Here is an 18,597-nt window from a genome sequence, read left to right as displayed (position 1 = left end):
GTAGCGGGTTCGGCGGAGCCCGGCAGGTGCGCAGCAGCTGCCCTGGCGGAGTGTGGCTCGACGACTGGACAGCGCAGCTGGCCAGGAGCCGAAGGGGTCCAGTGTTGTTATGCCTTTCTTATCGTTCCAGACGTTCGACGGTGGCCAGCAATTGCGGATAGGTCGCTGACTGACACTTTTCGTACAGTGATTTAGCTGCGGGTATCCCTTCCAGATAATCATCCGAGTCCAGAATTTCCTGAGCCAGATATTCAATAAAGGCGGGTTCCACAACGGAGCCACTCAGCACATTAAGCAGAACCTGTGTTTCGTCGTCATCGAGAGGAATGGCACAGACCCGAACCAGATGCGCATAGCGATCAAAGATATTATTCAGCCTTTCAGTCACCCCTTCCCTGTGGGAGTTCAGATGTGCTCGCAGCTTAGGCGAAGGCGTGAAAGAGGGGTTGCGGGAGATTTCTTTTTTCATGGGTTATCCTCAGAATACTGGCCCGACATCATTAAGAATTTGCGCCGTTCCCTCACGAACTGTCGGTACCATTTACGGGCAACACTGGCCAGATCGTCCTCAGAAGCGCCACAGGAAAGCGTACTCCCCATGAACCCTCCACCACAGCAAATCTGAGCACCTGTGTTACCAGAGTGTCCCGGGGACTCCAGGTGGACATAAACGCCACTCTCGGGTGCGTAAAAACTGAAAATTTCGCCGGTTTTACGGGATTTTATCGTGAAGTTCATGCTGGCTCTCCTTTGGCTCACCCGCGACTGCGCTTCGCCTCACTGAGTTAAGTGGAAAAATTGCTGTTCATTACACAATCAACTGTATGACAGATGTCATACATAATCAACAAAAAAAAGCCTGCTAAAATAGCAGGCAAAAAACACTGGATCATTCAAGGAATGAACTGCGGTATCACCTGACAGACCGAGCGACTGATTTATCAGGAAAGTAGAAACCGCGCATTGCACATAAAAGGTATTACAGCACGTTTCCGGAAGGAAAACCCGCCCGGAGGGCGGGTTAAGTGCTATGCAACCTGATGTAGCGCCGGATTTCCCCGGGGAGCCTTTGGACAGCCTCACTGACTCGTGGACTTTTAACTCTGCCGTTGCTGTTTCCACCCCTCCGTAAAGAGGGCTACGCTACAGAGCGAACTTATCACCAGAACCCAAATGTTCACAATCAATCGCTCTTTTTTTCACACTGATGACAGGGTGTTACGGTGAATGAAGGGTGTTAATGTGACTTGCGATTCATTGAATCCGTGTTGTAGGTAGGTGAAAGCATTTTGCCCGCCTGTCGTGCGGTTTTTTTTTCCTGTAAGCAGGAAAAAGGGGCTACCGGCGAACCGGCAACCCCTTCATAAAGGCGCTTCAGGCATGTCAGACCAACGCAGCCCTGAAAAGGCGGGGTATTCCCCGCCTCCAGGTTGCTACTTACCGTTGGATTCGTAAGCCAGGCTTGCCGCGACCTCCCTGTTCCCGTCCTTTAGCCGGACTTCGCATAAGCGGTTCCGGGTCAGGCATGTGAATATCAAGAGCGTTAAACAGACGATTAATACGCACCAGACCAGGGCGTTTCGCGGTAGTTTCATGGTTTACTCCTCCTGTGTAAGTTCACACAGATATTGCAAATACCTCAGGGTTAATAAGGGGGTTACCTGATGTTGATGCAACATGTCGGAGTAGGCTATTTTGGGTATTACCGAGCAACTGCTTATGCGATGAAACACTCCCTTATGCCCGAGATTGCGAAGTTAAGAATGAAGGCCCTGAACTTCTGGGATAAGCATGGTATCCGTGCCGCAGCTGATGCTTTTGGCGTATCAACACGAACGCTCTACTGGTGGCGCCAGTTGCTTCGCACCGGTGGTCCTCAGGCGCTTATTCCAAGAAGCAAAGCCCCCCTGGTTCGCCGTTCAAGGCACTGGCACCCTGATGTGATCAAGGAAATCAGGCGCCTGAGAACTGAGCTACCCAATCTCGGCAAAGAGCAGATTTTTGTCAGGCTGAAGGCATGGTGTGAACTGCGACATTTTACCTGTCCCAGTACATCAACCATTGGAAGGATCATTGCCGGAGCGCACGATAAAATGCGGATGGTTCCCGTTCGCCTCAGTGCCAGAGGCAAAGTCAGGTTGATAAAAAAACGCTCAGTGAAGCCCAGAAGGCCTAAACAGTACCGCCCGGTAAAAACAGGCGAACTCATAGGGATGGACGCGATTGAACTCAGAATGGGGGATCTGCGCCGCTATATTATTACCATGATCGACGAGCACAGCGACTACGCGCTCGCCCTGGCAGTTCCTTCACTCAACAGCGATATCACCAGCCATTTCTTCAGCAAGGCCACAAAGCTCTTTCCTGTTGCTATCAAACAGGTTGTTACTGACAACGGTAAGGAATTCCTTGGAAACTTTGATAAAACGTTGCAGGAAGCCTCGATTAAACACATCTGGACCTATCCGTACACACCGAAAATGAATGCGACCTGTGAGCGATTTAACCGGACACTTAGAGAACAATTTATTGAATTCAATGAATTGTTGCTTTTTGACGACCTGAATTTGTTTAATCAAAGAATGGCTGAATATCTGGTGCTGTATAACAGCAAAAGGCCACATAAATCACTCGAACTGATGACGCCAGTGGACTATATTTTACGTGAGAGTAAAAATTGCAATATGTGGTGGACCCATACACCTCCTTGCAAATTGCACGGTAAGAGGCCATACTGGTGTTGACTAGACATTCAGTGGGCCTCGTGGGTGTACTGACCCCAAAAAGTTGGACAGATTAACCGAGGCATCAGAGAAAGAGTCCATTTAATACATGGGCTCTTTTTTGTTCGATATAAAGCTAAATAATCAATCTCGCAGCTGTATTATCCATTCCACAGCATTCCTACTGCACGTGCATTCTTGTCTAGCCAATAACTCCTTCATCATCTTCCCTCATGAAGTATGTCTATTGACCTACCCGCATGCGCAGCATTTAATTATTGCTCATAAAGTTCCGAACATAAGGTTCTTTCGCATTACTGAGGGAGTCTGAGGAACAATGTCCGTGGCTGACTTTGTGATGGTTTGAAACCATGATGAATATAGAAGTTTTTGGCTTCTTCCGTAAGCGCGTGAACCATGATTGCACGTACACCAATATTCTCGGCAACCCGAAAGCAACGAAGCACTGCGTCATGAAGCAAATCAGCACCAAGCCCTTTTCCACGGAACGATACATCGACGGCAAGCCTGGCAAGTATAATGACAGGAATGGGATCTGGCATGTTACGCCGAAGATTGCCTGTCGCTTCTGTATGATTGACGCTCCCGGTGGCCAGAGAGTAAAAACCGGCTACTTGCTTCGTGTCTTTCTTACACACCACAAACGTTCGGGCCGCTCCAGTCGCCTGGTTTTTGAGGCTCCTCTGCTTTAACCAGTCATCAAGCACGGCTTCACCGCTGATAAACTCCGCCACCTGATGAAAAGAAGACAACGGTTCTGGTGATGTTACATATCCCACTGAGGTTTCCTTGCCAGCAGTTTTTCGATAGCAGGATCATCTGCAACCGGCGCATCAATCATATCGATGAACTCGGCGTATTGCTCATCGTTAAAATTAAAGACGCGGCGGTCAAGGATGACATCCTCGGCAGCCTTACAGGCCATTTCCAGAATGAAATCTGTTCGTGATTTGTGAAGGATTTCAGCAGCAGCATCAATGAGTGCTCGCTGGGATTCCTTGGCTCTGAGGTTAAGTTGAACATCTGATTTCATGAAACATCTCCGTATAGCAATTGCTTTACAGAGTAGCACAATAAAAATGTATAGCAAACGCTACACATCAAGTTATTGCCTTTCATATTTTGAATGATTAAGTCCGCCTCGTGCCAAAAGCGGACGCTACGATTCCGCAGTGATTAAACCCCCAACCCCAAAAGACCTGTTGAAATGGGGTCAGCAAAACAGATACATTACGCACGTTGTTACCTTGTATCATCAGGATGCCGTTGACTGTGTTTTTTAGCCGTGAAGTCATTTCCAGAATCGTGCTTATCATCATGGCTGTTGCCGTGCTGAGCAGTTCGCTTATGGCAAAACCACAGGCTGTCTACAACGTCCAGGATACAACGACCATCAGTGACCATCAGCACGATAGCGATGAACCGCTGAATGAGCACGATCCGCTGCTGTTCCACTCGCACGGTAATGTGCACCACCTCAATGCCGATCATTCCCACGATCTGAACAAACTCTTCACCCTGACTGCTTTGCAGGCCTGGAACGCGGGCATACGGGCGACCTTTGCGCTGAGTTCAGAACAAATTCTGCGAATGCCACAGGCCACCCCCGAACGCCCTCCGAGATCCCTGTTTGCGTAATAACTGCTGTTAATTCGTTATTATTCAAACTGTAAGGATTTTGTATGAACACCTGCCTTAATTTACAAGGCCGGTTGAGCGGTGGCCTGTTTTCGACTCAGGCGCGTTCGGCTTGTCTGTTTTTCATATTGTTATTGCTTTTCTACAGCCAGGGTGCGGCCGCACATGGCGTAGCCGAAGGCGACAAAGGGTACATCCAGGAAATCACCGGGATTAACATCATCCCGTTTATCTACCTTGGCGCGAAGCATATGGTGACCGGCTACGATCACCTGCTGTTTCTGTTCGGCGTGATTTTCTTTCTCTACAAAATGCGCGATATCGGGCTGTACGTCAGCCTGTTTGCTATCGGACACTCCACAACGCTGCTCATTGGGACGTTCTTTGACATCAGCGTAAGCGCTTATCTCATTGATGCCATTATCGGACTGTCTGTGGTCTACAAAGCCCTTGATAACCTTGGCGCGTTCCAGCGCTGGTTTGGCTTTCAGCCTAATACGAAGATGGCGACGCTTATCTTTGGTTTCTTCCACGGCTTTGGCCTGGCGACCAAAATCAAGGAGTTCGAAATTTCCCCCGATGGCCTGTTCGTCAACCTGATTGCCTTCAATGTCGGGGTCGAGATAGGTCAGCTTCTGGCGCTGAGCGCCATCCTTATCATCATGAGTTACTGGCGGCAGACGGCGAGCTTTTTCCGCCATGCCTACACCGCCAATGTGGTGATGATGAGCGCCGGTTTCCTGTTAATGAGTTACCAGATTTGTGGCTACGTTTTAGCCTGAGGGAGAAAAGAGAATGTATAACACCGATTTACCGACCCGCGCAGAGCTGCCATCTGCGATGAAGCTGATGCAGTCCACTATCCTGGCGGCTATTGTTGCTTTAACGCTGCTGATAACCATCGTGATGCCTTCAGAATATGGTATCGATCCAACGGGCGTTGGCCGCCTGCTGGGCCTTAAACAGATGGGCGAAATCAAAACGCAGCTGGCGGAGGAAGCCGCCACGGACAAACAGGCGAGTACGAGCCAGTGGGGGCAGTCAACCACTCCGACGAATGAGCGCCCGGTGGCGGATAACCCGCCGACAATCACGCAAAACAACTACCCGGAGCTGAGCGTTCCGGCGACAACTCGTGCGCCAGAAGCCCCAACTGCCGGTTCTCAGCGCAATCAGCTGTTAATTACTCTGAAACCGAATGAAGCGGCTGAAGTTAAGATGGAAATGCGTAAGGATGCCCGGGTGACTTACCAGTGGACAAGCTCTGGACCTGTCAACGTGGATGCACACGGCGATCCGGTTAACGCACCGAAAGGGTTTTACCACGGCTATGGTAAGGACCGCCAGATAACCTCAAAGGATGGTGTGTTGCAGGCGGCCTTTGACGGTAAGCATGGCTGGTTCTGGCGAAATCGTGGTTCAAAGACGATTACTATCCAGCTTGATACCAATGGCGAATACCAGAGCATTAAGCGCGTAATCTGATTAATCGGGCCCGTATAATGCGGGCCCATCTTATTCATTCCGGCAATACAAGACTTTACACTTTCGCCTCTTACATCCTCCCCGGGGGGATGCTAATCTTTTCTCTATGTTATGAAGACTGCCTGAGAGAAACGCCAGCGATGTATCTGATGTTTAAACGTTCACCCCGTTATATTCTGATGATTGTCATCATGGCCGTTGGCATGATGATGTCGTCGATGGGCACGTTTGCGTCACACGGTACCAACGGCCTGACTGGTTACGAGATGAATCTGCATGATGCAGAAGTCACCATGACAGTGCAGGATCACTCCCACGACTCGGATATCCCTCAGTCTGGTCACGCAGGCCATCATCAGACAGACCATTTCCATGAAACCCCTCAGCAGCCGCCCTCTGTGGAGATCTCCCTCTCTCCTGTAGCAGACAGATGGTTGCCGCTTGCCGATCTTCGCAGCCCGGTTAAGGCCACGGACATCATTTACCGCCCTCCAAGCACCCGCCAGATCTGATCGCTGTTGCCGGTAGCAGTTTGCTGCCTGGCGTTTACCAACTTCAGATTTAGCGGAGAGGCTATGTACACAGACTCCATACAGGCGCGTCGCGAGATTGCGCGTAATTTTACTGAACTTAATTATCGAATTACCCCTCTGCACTGGCAGACACTGTGCATGGGCGTTAATCGCGATCTCCAGGCCAAAAAACTGCGTCCGAACGTCCCTGTTCCTTCACGACGTAAGGTCATTCCGTTCCTGAAAATGATGCACAAAGAAACGGGCTCGATGTTGAAAGCCATTCTTGCCTTTGGTTTCGATGGCCCCTGGACCTCCAGCGGTGGTTCGTTTCGTCTGGCGCGAGAAATTGGGTTCGATATTGCCCACCATGCAAAAAACATTCATCACAAAAACGGTACCGTCACCTTCCTTGAAATTGGTGCTGCTTGGGCAGGTTTTCGTGCTGAAGAAGCGACCAGCCATCAGGCGGCAATTTCCGGACTTGCCCAGAGCTTCAGGGAGCAGCTCGGGGAGAGCGCATTCCTGCATTTCACCAATCTCACGCCATGGCACGAATCGCTGCCAAAGGGGGTGACTGAGCATCCCTACGTGACGGCTGCCGGGCTGTGCGTACTGGAGAAGCAGGGAGTTCGGGCCGGTGAGGTCGATATTATCTACTCTCAGGCCGCAGCCTATTTCGAACAGGATTACACGGCATTCCTTCGCAGCGCAGCCCGTCTGCTGAAAGGGGATGGCGTCTTAATCTTCAACCATGATCCTGTTCTGGCGAGCGCGATGGATGAAGTCGCGTGGGAGCACGGACTCCGGCTGGTTCGACGTAAGCAAATGGGCGGAATGAATGGCGCGATTGCTCGTTACCACCGGCTTCGTACGCCTGTAATCGATCAGGTGATCTTTCCTGGCGTGAGCAGAAATCAGGATGAAGAAGTGGTCTGTGAATCACTGGTGATGTCGGCGCTGCGTCGCAGCGTGGAGGTATAACACCCGACATGTTGACGCGTAGACATTTTCTCACCACCACAGGAGCGTTGCTGATGACAACATTACTGCCGGGGGAAACCCTGGCAGCCTCTCTGGCCGAAAAAGTCAGTGATACATGGCAAAGAATTATCGCTCGCCGCACTGCTAAGGAGACGATAACGCCGGGCTGGATTTTGCAATCACTCGGGCTTCAACCGGGCTCAACGGAGCTGCGGAGAGCCATTTTTGAACTGGTCAGGCGCGTGCCCTATCAGCTTGGGTCATGGAATAACCAAAGCATGAGCCTGTTTGAGCAGGGTTTTGGCGACTGTCGTCATAAAGCCGCCGCGGCCGAACGATTGCTGGTTGCCGGTGGGATTACGGCGAAGAGAAAACTGGTGCAGTTTGACTGGGCTGATTTACCCGTTCCTCCGGAAATACTGGCTATTTTGCCGCAAACCCAGGGGTTTCATGACACCGTGACTTTTGAGTTAAACGGGAAAACATGCCTGTTTGATGCCACCTGGGATATCGCCCTGCGCGGCGCGGGCTTCCCGGTGATGCCTTCCTGGGATGGCAACTCTGATACCTGGTCGGTGACTTCCCGGATGTCGACGCAGCAAACCGTACAGATGCCACAGCCCGGGCAGGATATTTACAGCGCTAACCAGATGAGCTGGCCTCAGCGCGAGAAAACCATGGCCTTCAATCAGGCGCTGAATAGTTGGCTGGACGACGTTCGGGCTAACCGTGATGACTGGTGCACCATCGTCCATAGCGATGTTGAAGCCACACGGCTGAGTCTGAAAACCTGCCTGGGACTTCTGAGTTAACATCTTTCTCGTCAGTAGGGGCTTCGCAAGGAAGCGGTGACAACACCTTCGACACTTTTTATGCTGCTTCAGGTATAACGCTGGGATACCTGAAGCTTTTTTATATTACATATCAGTCAACTGGCAAATCCAACATCCCCCCCACCAGGATAAAGCTTGTCAATCGGTTCAGCTACCTCTATGCTTTTTACATCCCCCCTGGGGGGATATTAATTCAAGACAAGAGATCCCCTGATGCTCAATATTCTTTCTAATCGTACCTATCGCCACCTGTTTATGGCACAGGTTATCGCCCTTATCGGCACCGGTCTGGCGACCGTTGCGCTGGGGTTGCTAGCTTATGATTTGGCCGGAGACAGGGCCGGTGCTGTGCTGGGTACCGCACTGGCTATCAAGATGAGTGCCTACATTCTGGTTGCGCCAGTAGCTGCGGCCTTTGCTGACAAATTCCCGCGTCGCACCATGCTGGTGACTCTGGATCTGGTTCGCGCTCTGGTAGCTATCGCGCTGCCGTTCGTCACTCAAATCTGGGAAATCTATATCCTGATTTTCGTTCTTCAGTCTGCCTCGGCGGCGTTCACGCCAACTTTCCAGGCGACAATTCCGGATATTCTTCCTGATGAACGCGAATATACCCGGGCGTTGTCCTTGTCGCGCCTGGCCTACGATCTTGAAAGCGTTATCAGCCCGATGCTGGCGGCGGCGCTGCTGACGGTCATGAGCTTCCACAATCTGTTTGCCGGAACGGCGGTCGGTTTCCTCGCCTCTGCGGCTTTGGTTGTTTCCGTGTCGTTGCCAAAAATGAGAGCGTTAACCGTCAAACGCAGCATCTATGAAAAAACGACGCGCGGTATGCGTATCTTCCTGAAAACGCCAAGACTGCGTGGCCTGCTGGCACTCAACATGGCCGTGGCAGCGGCGAGCGCGATGGTTATCGTCAATACCGTTGTTCTGGTACAGGCTGACTTTGGTTTATCACAGCGCTCGACTGCCATTGCTCTGGCCTTCTTCGGTGTCGGGTCGATGGTGTCTGCACTGGTTCTCCCGAGACTCCTCGACAAAATGCGCGACCGCATACCGATGCTTGTGGGGGCCGCGCTTTTGGTGATTGGCTTGGGGCTGGGTATTTTCCTGAAGGATTACTTCACTCTGGTTGTGCTTTGGGCATTGCTGGGCGTCGGATATTCACTTTCTCAAACCCCCAGTGGCCGCCTGCTGCGCCGCTCATCAACGGCGGAAGACAGACCCGCGCTATTTGCCGCTCAATTTGCATTGTCGCATTCATGCTGGCTGGTGACTTATCCGCTTGCCGGATGGGTCGGCGCGACATGGGGCACACAGGCTTCGTTCATCGCGTTGACCATCGTAGCGGCGCTGTCGTTGCTCACCGCCGTGCTTATCTGGCGTCCTGAGCATGAAGAATATGTTCAGCTGCACAGCCATACCGACGCCGAAACGAATAATGCATCCACTCATGAACATGATTTCGTCATCGACGATGAACATCCGTCATGGCCGAAGAAAGAGAAGTAATTTCCCTGAAAGACAACCAGGCAGGAGAGGATAAGCCGATAAAAAATGTGACCATAGCGATGATACACATTATCTTATCCCCTCCACCTGGAGAGGATAAGATATGACTGTTCACGCATCACACCCTGACATTATTAAAAGACTTAAGCGTGCCGCCGGGCACCTGAAAAGTACCATCCAGATGCTCGAAGATGAAAAAGCGTGTCTGGATATCGCCCAACAGCTGCATGCGGTTGAAAAAGCGATAACGAATGCAAAGCGTACCTTAATTCATGACCATCTTGATCACTGCCTGGAGGATGCGCTTCATGCCGATCATGCCGGAACTGAAACAACGCTAAGCGAATTTAAAGAGATCACCAAATATCTTTAAGGCAAGCACATGACTGATTTTTCTGCTCTTCTGCAGCAAGGCGTAGCCAATGCCTGGCTGTTTATTCCCAGCGCTATCCTGCTGGGTGCGCTGCACGGACTGGAGCCAGGACACTCCAAAACGATGATGGCGGCGTTTATTGTGGCTATTCGTGGAACGGTGAAACAAGCGGTTCTGCTGGGACTGGCGGCGACCATTTCGCACACCTCTGTGGTCTGGCTCATTGCCATGGGTGGGATGTATGTCAGTCAGAAATTCACCGCTGAATCTGCGGAGCCCTGGTTCCAGTTAATTTCGGCCATCATCATTCTTGCCACGGCGGCATGGATGTTCTGGCGTACCTGGCGCGGTGAGAAGCTATGGAAAATGGAGCAGGAAGAGGAGCATTCCCACGGTCATCACGAACATGATGAAACCCGGATTATAGATACCAGCCACGGCAGCGTTGAACTCTCTATTTTCGAGGAAGGACAGCCACCTCACTGGCGTTTACGTACGCTCAGCGGCAGAAAGTGGGAAGCCAGCAACATTTCTGTAGCCACAAGGCGGGGCAATGGAACCTATTCTCAGGTTTTCGACTTCGTTGAAAAAGACGGGTTTATGGAATCAGCCCTGGCGATCCCTGAGCCACACAGTTTTGATGTGCGCCTGTCTTTAGGCCATCGTGGGCATGTACACGATTATGATGTGGAGTTTCGCGAGCATGAGCACGGTCACGACCATGACCACGATCACTCCGCACTGGAGGGGCTGGATGTTAATTCCCGCGAATACCAGGACGCTCACGAAAAAGCCCATGCGAACGACATCAAGAAACGTTTTGCCAATCGCAGCGTAACCACCGGGCAGATTATCCTGTTTGGGCTGACCGGCGGACTTATTCCTTGCCCGGCGGCCATCACCGTTCTGCTGCTCTGCATCCAGGTGAAGGAATTTACGCTCGGTGCCGCGCTGGTACTGTGTTTCAGCATCGGCTTAGCAATTACGCTGGTTTCTGTGGGTGCAGCTGCGGCGTTTAGCGTTCGCCAGGCAACCAAACGCTGGAGTGGCCTGGATACTCTGGCACGCCGTGCCCCATACTTCTCAAGCGTACTGATAGCCCTGGTCGGCATTTACATGGGCTACCATGGCTGGATCGGCGTTACCCGCTGATTTTCTCTTGTAAAAGCCACATGCCTGAACCCACCAATTGGTGGGTTTTTTATCTCTGAAGCCTGTCACATTTTCATCCCCCACAGGGGATTGCAATTGAGCTTTTATAGCCGCTCATTTATCATAAAGGCATCCCCCCTTGGGGGATGTAAAATCATAAATGGAACCTGCTATGCAAAAACAATACTTCAGTCAGATTCGTCGCCAGCTCGTCAACGTCACCGGCGTGTTGCTCGCTTCATTCATCGTCATTCCAGCCCTGGCAGCGCAAGGCGGTTTCTCCGCAGAGAAAGAGCCAGTCGCCACTGAACGCATGTATGCCGGTCATAAGGTTCAGCAGGAAAACAGTCAAAGCCGCATTCAGGCCGTGCCGTCGATGCACGAAGGGGCGTGGATCACACTGGAAGGCAATGTCATCAGCCAGCAGCAGGAAGAGTGGTATACGTTCCGCGATCCAACCGGAACCATCAAAGTTCGTATTCCACAGAAAGTCTGGAACGGGCAGCACTTCGATGCGCAGGATTTGGTGCGTGTGAGCGGGCAGATAAGCCGTGAGAATGGCACTACGAGCCTGAACGTTGAGGTGATCAAAAAGCCTTAAATTTGAAGGATCATGAGTATGGCGAACTACATTGTCCAGTTCATATGTAGTTCGTCATTTGAATGTCCGTTGATCGCTCAAAGCGGACGTTCAGCTCAGGTAATCTCATTAGCCAGAACGTAAGAATTCAGAGCATACAAATCGCTCTTATTTAAGAGTGCTCCTGAAAGCATCCCAGGTACAAATCAGCGGTTTAAATTCTCACTGGATAGTTCTTTAGGCGGTATTCAACCGGACTAAGACCATTAAATTTAAGGCTGATTCTCCGGGTATTGTAGTATCGTATGTAGTCCTCAATAGCGATCTTTAGTTCCTCAATATCCTTAAACTCACTGGTGTAAAAGCATTCTGATTTTAACGTCCCGAAAAAGCATTCTGCACAGGCATTATCGAGGCAATTGCCTTTGCGGGACATACTTTGTATGACGCCAAACTCGCGTAACTGATACTGGTACCATCGATGACGGTATTGCCAGCCCTGATCTGAATGAAGAACCGGATTGACGCCCGCATCAAGTCTGGCAAATGCCTTAACGAGCATGTCATCGATCATCGGCATGGTTGGACGTTCTGAAATACTGAAGGAAATCACTTCGTTATTGAAGAGATCAATAATGGGTGAAAGGTAGAGTTTTCGGCCACTGACGGCGAATTCAGTGACATCGGTGACCCATTTTTCATTGGGCCTGCTGGCTTTGAAGTTTCGTTTCAGGATATTGTCAGCAATATGCCCATGCTCACCCCGCCAGGAGCTGTAGCGTTTTACTTTTATCGCGGCTTTGAGGTGTAGTAAATTCATCAGGCGTTGAACCACTTTGTGGTTCAACGCCCCACCCTCTCTTCTGAGCGCCAGTGCTATCCGCCTATAACCATATCGGCCCTGGTTCTCATCATAAATTTCTTTGATTCTGCATTTTACTTCATCGTATTTCCCCGGGGAATGGAGCGCTTTCAGATGATAGTAAAATGTACTTCTGGGTATGTGAGCTATCTGCAAAAGCTGGTCGAACGGATAGTGCTGCCTCAGTTCGTCGATAATTCTGACCTTATCCCTTACCGAACTAAGGCTTTCAACTTTTTTAGATACAGCACCCGTAACTCAAGATACCGTACTTTTTGCTCAAGCTCCTGAATACGTTTATCTTTCGAACGTTCCAGTGCTACCTCAAGCGTAACAGGATCATCAATCATATGAAGTGCCCTTTTTTTGCCCACACGAAGAGAACGAAGCCCTTCCTCTCCATGCTCGCTGAACACCTTCATCCATTTCCCAACAGAGGCCGCACCAGCGACGTTAAATTTCGCAGCAGCCTGCGTCTGGGAAATCCTTCCCGTCAGTACAGCCTTCACGGCTTCTACTCTGATTTCGGGTTCAATGGATACGCCCTTATCTCTGGGCTTTAGACCTTCTTCTCCATAAGCATCATAGGCTGCAACCCATAATCTTACCTGGGTTCTGGGAACGTTAAAGCGAGCGGATGTTAAGCGATAGCCTTCATCAGTAGCGAAATAGTGCATAACCACTTCGAGGCGCTGTTCAAAGGTATACTTACGTCTGGACATGGGACTCTCCAATTTGAGAGTCCAACTAAATGGGTGCAGTGCATGGGTTAATGAAAATTAACTACGGGGCTTTCTGCTTTCTGCCACACAACACGGTAACAAACCACCTTCACGTCATGAGGCAAAAAGCCTCAAGCGCCACGTCGATTATACCGGGCCGGTGCTATTTCTTACCAGGTATATCCACGCTTTATGCTGCTTAGCGCTTTAAATATCTAATGTATACCCATCCCGCGATCAAGACGCCCGTGCCCAGCGCAAGATTAGGCAAAATAACATCGTTTGCACTTGCATATATGGTATTAGGATCATGTTGCCCCCAGAATGCCAGCTTGTACCCGATGCCCCAGACAAAGAATATAATCCCGGCAATCAGAACGCCGAATTTTATTACGCCGAGCAGGATTCCATCTAACCAGTCAGGCGGATCACGCCATGTGATGACCGCAGCTATTAGTGTGCAGATAATTTGGCCTGCATAATAACCAGGGGAACCATACCATTCCGGAGCAACATGCTTCACGATCAACCAGAACAGCACGTTCATTAAGATAACGAGCAACCAGTACCTCATAGTTCTGCTTTCCTTGTATTTGGCCATCTGAGTTGTCAGACAGCATTGTACTTATTCATCGGGCGGACTTGCCATTGAAATACTCCGGACGCGCAGCCAGTTCACGCTCGATTAACTCGTCGGCAAACAAAGGGGCAACACGATTAATACGTGCCTGCATGTTGCGCCTTCTCACCGCTGCTTTCCGTTCATCGCTCCAGCGTTGGATCTGTTTCTGGCCGAGAAAATCCACGCATACAGCGTAACCTGAGCCAGCCACCCAGCGTGACATCACCTCTTCAGGTGCCGCCTGCCCAGCCTCCACGACAACGGAAATCAGTTCCCGTGGACCTGGGCAGGGCCTGTGCGGCAGTTTCCAGCGCAGAGAATAGCGCCACTTCATACACCACTCCGATCAGCCAGCTTATTTGGCACCTGCCAGCGTTCAGCAACACGAATATGCTCAGGTGTTTCCCGGACAATAAACGGAATTTCGTACATCACTGCATACAGCGGCTCACCGCTGATGCGAAGCCAGTCAAGTTCCTTCAGCGATGCGAATCGCGACTGCCAGCGCCAGAACGGTGCTGCAAGCTCTGCCGCGTCAAACTCGTCGCTCCACCGGGTGTACCAGGTGCAGACGGTTTCCGGTGACTGAAAATTCAGTTCTGTGACAGCCTGTCCCAGCAGGTTCTGACGCAGTAACCAGGACTGCTCGACCTGACGGGCTTCACGGCGCATTTTTCGGGTGAAGGCAAAGTCCTGACGTTTTAGCCTGCGTACTGTTCGGGTATGAAGGACTTCCGGAAAATTTTCAGCCTGCACATCCATTGTCAGCGGCAGCGGACAGTATTCCCCGTGGCTGGAGATAAGCATATCCAGCGCCTCTTCTACCTGTTTCAGGCTGGAAAGGCGGCCTTTTGGATCACGGTGAATGCCAGGAATACGGCGGGCAACGTCACTGTTAATCCGGCTACAGCCTGTCAGCAGGCGCAGGAATGTCCGGACGTGTGGCATCGATGGCAGACGTGCGCCGCGCTGGCGAGCCTCTTCCACCGTCATGATGGCCTGCAGCGCTGCCTGACGGGCTGGTTTCAGGGATACAAGAGCACTGGATGACGGGATCATTGTGCGCCCTCCTGTGACAGCGTGCTGATGATGCTGGCAAACGAGTAGCCACCGGCGTCAAGACACTCGATGAGATCCAGAGTATGGGTGATGAGTTCAGGGTTGAATGCATCCATCACGCGAACGACAGAGAACGGCTGACCGTCACGGGTAACAAAGACCACTATCCAGCGAGGATTCAACTCCCCCGGGCTGCATACCGCCACATCAAAGTGACCATGAGGGGGGGTAAAACGGATCTGGACAGGAAAGAAGCCGCCAAATTCGCACCGGTATTCGGCATTCACGGACCAGCTGGACGGTGAGGTCAGATCGCGCATGACAGCGTGACTCAGCTCCCGGCGAAAGTCTTCACCGGCGGCGCGGTAGTCTTCCAGCTCATCAGAAGACATGGTTTTCAGGACATCCAGAGTCAGTAACGTTTTCATTTTCAGTCTCCTTATCGCCGCCCCGCAGGGCGGCGTCTCCGTTATCAGGCGGCGCAGGCCGGGTTGTTATGGTCGGTGACGTCGCCGGCATCAACGTCGGTATCGTTCTGACTTGTTGCCAGACTGAGTTCAGACTTTGCGGCAAGCTGTTTCTGGTTGTCAGCACTGGTCATCCATTCCGGAACCCAACGGATTTTTGAGAGGAAGTGCTCTGCATGTTCAGCGGCATCCTTTTTCTTCATCTTCGCGGCGTCCTGTGCTGCGCCAGCCAGTCCGGTCTGAGAGAGTGCCTGTACAATGTGTGGCAGCTTCATGTGCGAGAAAAGGTTATCAGCCGTCGGTTTCCACCAGTCACGAAGGTCAAACTGAATGGCGTTTTCCACCCCATCCAGCGAACTCTGGTGTTTACGACCAAATTCATCCTTGCCCTGTACACCATCTATGGAACAGGCGGTGCAGAAAGCCATCAGTGCCATCAGGGTTGCGCCATCGAGCGTAAAGAAGGTGGTCATATCCTTTCGCCAGTTTTCCGGCAGCAGGGCTTCAAGACGTTCTTTTTCTGACTGGATGGCCTGAAACGCAACGCTGTTTTCACCGTCAGGTGCTTCACGGGTCAGCGCGTAATGCGACACACTCACGCTAATGCAGAACGGCTCTTTGACGGACGTTGTGGTATGGAAAACCGAGTTACACATTTTCCAGACCATCAGCGCGACGGCTTTCTGCGGCTGCTGCAACAGGGCCGCCTGAACCGCCAGTGTGCGTTCAGAAGAAAGGCGGGTCAGCAACGGGACACTGACGGCGTCCAGCGGATCGACTTTTTCAGGGGCCTGATCGGTGGATGCATCCTTCTCCTCCATTTTTTCATCGGCGCACAGCACCACACCGCGCTGTACTTTCACCTCCTGGCCAGTCCAGGAAACCACCACTCCGGCAGATTGCTTCATTTCATCCGTCCATGCCCGGTGTTTTGCCCGGTGCGCGATGGTCTGCTGTTCTTCCCAGACAGCTTCCAGAGCCCCGGCCAAGACGTCATCATTCACGCCGGGGTTCTCGTCTTCATACTTAGCTTCCAGAGCTTCCAGTTCCGCAAGACGTTCTGATTCGGCTTCGGTATATTCCACAGGTGGGACAGCATGCAGGCGCCAGATTTTAGTGTCCTTCCCGTAGTGTGAAATCGGGTCAAGACGACCATCACACCATGACCAGCCTTCCGCTTCGCGGAGGTGCTCCGCGATGTTCTGCAGTTTTTCCAGCAGGGCGGTATCGAGCGATGCACTTTTGACATAGCCGCCGTTTTCGCTGCTGAAGAGATCAACCCGGATTTCATCCGGACTGAATGCGGCCTCTCCCACAAAGCGGAATTTGTCGCCGTTTGTGGAAACCTCTTCTGAGGTAATGAGGTTACGGATCGAGGAAACTGATACTTCATTATTCCAGGACCGTTTGCGGGCGGATTCCAGCACTTCCACCTGGCGTTTCTGATCGCTTTCGAGCGCCAGTGCCTGGCAGTGTTCGGTGGTGATTTCATCCTTCGCCAGCGCCGCCAGAATTTCGGGAGCCAGTTCGGTCAGTTTCAACATGCGCTGAACATGACGCGTACCGAACCCCAGCAAATCGCCAATCTGCGCGGGGGTTTTCCCCTGCTCTGCCAGTGTGCGGAACCCGGCGATCTGTTCAGACGGATGCATTGCCATCTGCTGTTCGTTTTCTGCCATTGATGCCGCAACAGCCAGTTCATCAGGTACCTTTTTCACCATCACCTGATATCCGGCATCGATACGGTTTTCACTCTGCAGGAGCTGCAGCGCTTTCAGGCGACGACCACCGGCAGCCACACCACAGCGACCATCCGGGAGGTTATGCACGACCAGATTCTGCAACAGGCCAATGGCTTCAATGGAATCTGCCATTGAACAGACTTTCTCCGCCGGATAGGGAATGGTCCTGACGTTCAGGGGAGACTTCACCAGTGCCGTCACCGGGACATACTCGACCTGTGCGGCATCGAGAGCCACTTTAAGCGCCTCAGCTTCGGCAGACTTAAGCGTTTTTTTGCTGGTTTTCGGTGCAGTTTTTACCTTAGACTCTGTTGCAGACATAATTGATACCTCTTAGCTATTGATGAATGTCTGCCGGACAGCCCACCTGTCCGGCCTTCTTCTTACTGCTTACTTCGTTTTGCGTACTCCGTAGTCCCGGATGTAGCGGTTCATCATGTCCTCGCCGCCCGGTTCAAAATTCCAGACGCGCCAGATCATGCTGCCGTCATCCTGATGACGGACGACAAGGCGAAAATGGGTCCCCTGATCATCTTCAATCGCCACATTCTGATACTGCGCTGCGACAACCTGAGCCTGCTCGCGGGTAAACGTGCCATCCGGCAGGGATTCAAGCGGGGACAAAACGTTATGGTCCATGTGTTTCTCCTTTTCTGCCCCGCCTGAACGGGGCGTCTTCATCGTGGTTTAAAAGGGCGCGTCATCATCCATTGGTGGGAAATCATCCGGGAGAGGCTGAGGCGGTTGCTGAGACGGGGCGGCATCCTGACGGCCTTTCTTACCGCCCTTCGCTTTCGGGGATTTGGCTGCGGCCTGAGCAGGTTGTGCCGGGGTGGCAGGATTCTGCGGCTGCGCGGCGCTCTCAGGCACTCCGGATTCACGGCGGCCGCCGAGCATCTGCATGGTGCCGTTCTGCCCGACCAGCACCTCGGTGACGTAGCGCGTGACTCCGGCATCGTCCTGCCAGTTGCGGGTGCGCAGCTGGCCCTCGATGTAGACCTGTGCGCCTTTACGCAGGTATTCGCCCGCCACTTCCGCGAGCTTGCCGAACATGACAACACGGTGCCACTCGGTGTTTTCGCGCATCTCTCCCGTCTGCTTGTCACGCCATGTTTCAGACGTGGCCAGCGTCAGATTGGCCACTGCGCCCCCGTTGGGCATGTAACGCACTTCCGGGTCCTGTCCCAGATGTCCAACCAGAATGACTTTGTTAACGCCACGTGCTGCCATGATGAATCTCCTTAATCCGTTGTTTTGCCTTTTAAAACCATCACCCGTTGAGTTGCCGGGGCCGAGGTTTTGACTTTGTA

Annotated in this window: 24 protein-coding genes; 11 read left to right on the top strand and 13 right to left on the bottom strand. The window is 52.0% G+C overall.

The genetic code is table 11. The features are described 5' to 3' along the window. Positions 1–118 precede the first annotated feature (118 nt). From ACOI7D_RS27210 to ACOI7D_RS27200, 3 genes are all read right to left on the bottom strand, one after another. Complete coding sequence (locus ACOI7D_RS27210; RefSeq protein WP_023280874.1) at positions 119–469, bottom strand: hypothetical protein; 351 nt, start codon at positions 467–469, stop codon at positions 119–121. Beyond that, complete coding sequence (locus ACOI7D_RS27205) at positions 466–738, bottom strand: hypothetical protein (RefSeq protein WP_023280873.1); 273 nt, start codon at positions 736–738, stop codon at positions 466–468. The genes ACOI7D_RS27210 and ACOI7D_RS27205 overlap by 4 nt, the downstream gene beginning before the upstream one ends. A 695-nt stretch (positions 739–1,433) precedes the next feature. Next, positions 1,434–1,595 (bottom strand): type I toxin-antitoxin system Hok family toxin, encoded by a 162-nt coding sequence (locus ACOI7D_RS27200; RefSeq protein ID WP_004118124.1) that lies wholly within the window; start codon positions 1,593–1,595, stop codon positions 1,434–1,436. Positions 1,596–1,664: 69 nt separating this feature from the next. Here ACOI7D_RS27200 and ACOI7D_RS27195 point away from each other — a divergent pair, with 69 nt between their 5' ends. After that, positions 1,665–2,744: an IS481 family transposase gene (locus tag ACOI7D_RS27195; protein ID WP_009653230.1), complete on the top strand. Its 1,080-nt coding sequence runs from the start codon at positions 1,665–1,667 to the stop codon at positions 2,742–2,744. 293 nt (positions 2,745–3,037) lie between these two features. Here the strand turns inward: ACOI7D_RS27195 and ACOI7D_RS27190 are convergent, their stop codons facing one another. Both ACOI7D_RS27190 and ACOI7D_RS27185 read right to left on the bottom strand, forming a co-directional pair. Further along, the gene (locus tag ACOI7D_RS27190; protein WP_009653238.1) at positions 3,038–3,523 is read right to left on the bottom strand and encodes a GNAT family N-acetyltransferase; all 486 of its coding nucleotides are present in this window, start codon (positions 3,521–3,523) and stop codon (positions 3,038–3,040) included. Continuing rightward, positions 3,511–3,777, bottom strand: a complete 267-nt coding sequence (locus ACOI7D_RS27185; RefSeq protein ID WP_009653219.1) for a DUF1778 domain-containing protein — start codon at positions 3,775–3,777, stop codon at positions 3,511–3,513. Before ACOI7D_RS27185 ends, ACOI7D_RS27190 begins: the two co-directional genes overlap by 13 nt. Positions 3,778–4,016: 239 nt before the next feature. On the opposite strand from ACOI7D_RS27185, the gene ACOI7D_RS27180 reads away from it, so the two are divergent. The 10 genes from ACOI7D_RS27180 to ACOI7D_RS27135 all read left to right on the top strand — a co-directional run bounded on the left by ACOI7D_RS27180 (position 4,017) and on the right by ACOI7D_RS27135 (position 11,834). Then, complete coding sequence (locus ACOI7D_RS27180) at positions 4,017–4,382, top strand: hypothetical protein (protein WP_029602878.1); 366 nt, start codon at positions 4,017–4,019, stop codon at positions 4,380–4,382. A gap of 44 nt (positions 4,383–4,426) precedes the next feature. Continuing rightward, positions 4,427–5,164: a HupE/UreJ family protein gene (locus ACOI7D_RS27175; protein ID WP_009654087.1), complete on the top strand. Its 738-nt coding sequence runs from the start codon at positions 4,427–4,429 to the stop codon at positions 5,162–5,164. 13 nt (positions 5,165–5,177) lie between these two features. Continuing rightward, entirely contained in the window at positions 5,178–5,867 is a 690-nt protein-coding gene (locus ACOI7D_RS27170) for a hypothetical protein (RefSeq protein WP_009654088.1), read from the top strand. A gap of 140 nt (positions 5,868–6,007) precedes the next feature. After that, a complete protein-coding gene (locus ACOI7D_RS27165; protein WP_029602876.1) occupies positions 6,008–6,379 on the top strand; it encodes a hypothetical protein in 372 nt (123 codons plus the stop codon). A 63-nt stretch (positions 6,380–6,442) separates the two neighbouring features. Then, on the top strand, positions 6,443–7,363 hold the full coding sequence (locus ACOI7D_RS27160) for a hypothetical protein (protein WP_009651631.1): 921 nt from the start codon (positions 6,443–6,445) through the stop codon (positions 7,361–7,363). A gap of 53 nt (positions 7,364–7,416) precedes the next feature. Next, a complete protein-coding gene (locus tag ACOI7D_RS27155) occupies positions 7,417–8,175 on the top strand; it encodes a hypothetical protein (RefSeq protein ID WP_023303135.1) in 759 nt (252 codons plus the stop codon). A 234-nt stretch (positions 8,176–8,409) separates the two neighbouring features. Further along, positions 8,410–9,708, top strand: coding sequence for an MFS transporter (gene nirA, locus ACOI7D_RS27150; protein ID WP_009653701.1), 1,299 nt, complete (start codon positions 8,410–8,412; stop codon positions 9,706–9,708). A gap of 103 nt (positions 9,709–9,811) precedes the next feature. Then, a complete protein-coding gene (locus ACOI7D_RS27145; protein ID WP_009653703.1) occupies positions 9,812–10,081 on the top strand; it encodes a metal-sensing transcriptional repressor in 270 nt (89 codons plus the stop codon). A gap of 9 nt (positions 10,082–10,090) precedes the next feature. Further along, complete coding sequence (locus ACOI7D_RS27140; RefSeq protein WP_064190905.1) at positions 10,091–11,233, top strand: nickel/cobalt efflux protein RcnA; 1,143 nt, start codon at positions 10,091–10,093, stop codon at positions 11,231–11,233. 160 nt (positions 11,234–11,393) lie between these two features. Next, positions 11,394–11,834, top strand: a complete 441-nt coding sequence (locus tag ACOI7D_RS27135) for a YgiW/YdeI family stress tolerance OB fold protein (RefSeq protein ID WP_135695985.1) — start codon at positions 11,394–11,396, stop codon at positions 11,832–11,834. Positions 11,835–12,027: 193 nt separating this feature from the next. On the opposite strand, the gene ACOI7D_RS27130 is transcribed toward ACOI7D_RS27135, so the two are convergent. The 8 genes from ACOI7D_RS27130 to ACOI7D_RS27095 all read right to left on the bottom strand — a co-directional run bounded on the left by ACOI7D_RS27130 (position 12,028) and on the right by ACOI7D_RS27095 (position 18,517). Then, positions 12,028–13,397, bottom strand: a protein-coding gene (locus ACOI7D_RS27130) for an IS3 family transposase (protein WP_085955008.1) whose coding sequence is annotated in 2 segments (ribosomal slippage) — positions 12,028–12,908 and positions 12,908–13,397 — 1,371 coding nt in all. Because the reading frame shifts where the segments join, the coding sequence is not laid out codon by codon here. A 199-nt stretch (positions 13,398–13,596) separates the two neighbouring features. Then, complete coding sequence (locus ACOI7D_RS27125; protein WP_004182064.1) at positions 13,597–13,971, bottom strand: hypothetical protein; 375 nt, start codon at positions 13,969–13,971, stop codon at positions 13,597–13,599. 55 nt (positions 13,972–14,026) lie between these two features. Next, entirely contained in the window at positions 14,027–14,353 is a 327-nt protein-coding gene (locus ACOI7D_RS27120; protein WP_004152639.1) for a hypothetical protein, read from the bottom strand. Then, complete coding sequence (locus ACOI7D_RS27115) at positions 14,350–15,078, bottom strand: plasmid SOS inhibition protein A (RefSeq protein ID WP_032743999.1); 729 nt, start codon at positions 15,076–15,078, stop codon at positions 14,350–14,352. Before ACOI7D_RS27115 ends, ACOI7D_RS27120 begins: the two co-directional genes overlap by 4 nt. Continuing rightward, positions 15,075–15,506 (bottom strand): conjugation system SOS inhibitor PsiB, encoded by a 432-nt coding sequence (psiB, locus tag ACOI7D_RS27110; protein WP_023307484.1) that lies wholly within the window; start codon positions 15,504–15,506, stop codon positions 15,075–15,077. The genes ACOI7D_RS27115 and psiB overlap by 4 nt, the downstream gene beginning before the upstream one ends. Positions 15,507–15,550: 44 nt before the next feature. Further along, entirely contained in the window at positions 15,551–17,608 is a 2,058-nt protein-coding gene (locus ACOI7D_RS27105) for a ParB/RepB/Spo0J family partition protein (RefSeq protein ID WP_023307485.1), read from the bottom strand. A 69-nt stretch (positions 17,609–17,677) separates the two neighbouring features. Further along, positions 17,678–17,926 carry a DUF905 domain-containing protein gene (locus ACOI7D_RS27100; RefSeq protein WP_004182058.1) on the bottom strand — a complete coding sequence of 83 codons (249 nt, stop codon included), beginning with the start codon at positions 17,924–17,926 and terminating at the stop codon, positions 17,678–17,680. A gap of 48 nt (positions 17,927–17,974) precedes the next feature. Continuing rightward, positions 17,975–18,517 carry a single-stranded DNA-binding protein gene (locus ACOI7D_RS27095; protein ID WP_004182056.1) on the bottom strand — a complete coding sequence of 181 codons (543 nt, stop codon included), beginning with the start codon at positions 18,515–18,517 and terminating at the stop codon, positions 17,975–17,977. Between the last annotated feature and the right edge of the window lie 80 nt (positions 18,518–18,597).

The sequence above is a fragment of the Klebsiella sp. C360 genome, assembly GCF_048822415.1.
Taxonomy (GTDB): Bacteria; Pseudomonadota; Gammaproteobacteria; order Enterobacterales; family Enterobacteriaceae; genus Klebsiella; species Klebsiella quasipneumoniae.
Note: the sequence above shows the minus strand (reverse complement) of the source record. Positions and strands in the feature narration are given on the sequence as shown.

Bases quoted from the DNA above. Each gene is read 5' to 3' on its own strand.
- nirA (WP_009653701.1), top strand. From the start codon at position 8,410: ATGCTCAATATTCTTTCTAATCGTACCTATCGCCACCTGTTTATGGCA.
- psiB (WP_023307484.1), bottom strand. From the start codon at position 15,506: ATGAAAACGTTACTGACTCTGGATGTCCTGAAAACCATGTCTTCTGAT.
- ACOI7D_RS27185 (WP_009653219.1), bottom strand. From the start codon at position 3,777: ATGAAATCAGATGTTCAACTTAACCTCAGAGCCAAGGAATCCCAGCGA.
- ACOI7D_RS27175 (WP_009654087.1), top strand. From the start codon at position 4,427: ATGAACACCTGCCTTAATTTACAAGGCCGGTTGAGCGGTGGCCTGTTT.
- ACOI7D_RS27125 (WP_004182064.1), bottom strand. From the start codon at position 13,971: ATGAGGTACTGGTTGCTCGTTATCTTAATGAACGTGCTGTTCTGGTTG.
- ACOI7D_RS27195 (WP_009653230.1), top strand. From the start codon at position 1,665: ATGTTGATGCAACATGTCGGAGTAGGCTATTTTGGGTATTACCGAGCA.
- ACOI7D_RS27095 (WP_004182056.1), bottom strand. From the start codon at position 18,517: ATGGCAGCACGTGGCGTTAACAAAGTCATTCTGGTTGGACATCTGGGA.
- ACOI7D_RS27105 (WP_023307485.1), bottom strand. From the start codon at position 17,608: ATGTCTGCAACAGAGTCTAAGGTAAAAACTGCACCGAAAACCAGCAAA.
- ACOI7D_RS27160 (WP_009651631.1), top strand. From the start codon at position 6,443: ATGTACACAGACTCCATACAGGCGCGTCGCGAGATTGCGCGTAATTTT.
- ACOI7D_RS27140 (WP_064190905.1), top strand. From the start codon at position 10,091: ATGACTGATTTTTCTGCTCTTCTGCAGCAAGGCGTAGCCAATGCCTGG.
- ACOI7D_RS27135 (WP_135695985.1), top strand. From the start codon at position 11,394: ATGGAACCTGCTATGCAAAAACAATACTTCAGTCAGATTCGTCGCCAG.
- ACOI7D_RS27210 (WP_023280874.1), bottom strand. From the start codon at position 469: ATGAAAAAAGAAATCTCCCGCAACCCCTCTTTCACGCCTTCGCCTAAG.
- ACOI7D_RS27120 (WP_004152639.1), bottom strand. From the start codon at position 14,353: ATGAAGTGGCGCTATTCTCTGCGCTGGAAACTGCCGCACAGGCCCTGC.
- ACOI7D_RS27115 (WP_032743999.1), bottom strand. From the start codon at position 15,078: ATGATCCCGTCATCCAGTGCTCTTGTATCCCTGAAACCAGCCCGTCAG.
- ACOI7D_RS27170 (WP_009654088.1), top strand. From the start codon at position 5,178: ATGTATAACACCGATTTACCGACCCGCGCAGAGCTGCCATCTGCGATG.
- ACOI7D_RS27100 (WP_004182058.1), bottom strand. From the start codon at position 17,926: ATGGACCATAACGTTTTGTCCCCGCTTGAATCCCTGCCGGATGGCACG.
- ACOI7D_RS27200 (WP_004118124.1), bottom strand. From the start codon at position 1,595: ATGAAACTACCGCGAAACGCCCTGGTCTGGTGCGTATTAATCGTCTGT.
- ACOI7D_RS27155 (WP_023303135.1), top strand. From the start codon at position 7,417: ATGACAACATTACTGCCGGGGGAAACCCTGGCAGCCTCTCTGGCCGAA.
- ACOI7D_RS27165 (WP_029602876.1), top strand. From the start codon at position 6,008: ATGTATCTGATGTTTAAACGTTCACCCCGTTATATTCTGATGATTGTC.
- ACOI7D_RS27145 (WP_009653703.1), top strand. From the start codon at position 9,812: ATGACTGTTCACGCATCACACCCTGACATTATTAAAAGACTTAAGCGT.
- ACOI7D_RS27205 (WP_023280873.1), bottom strand. From the start codon at position 738: ATGAACTTCACGATAAAATCCCGTAAAACCGGCGAAATTTTCAGTTTT.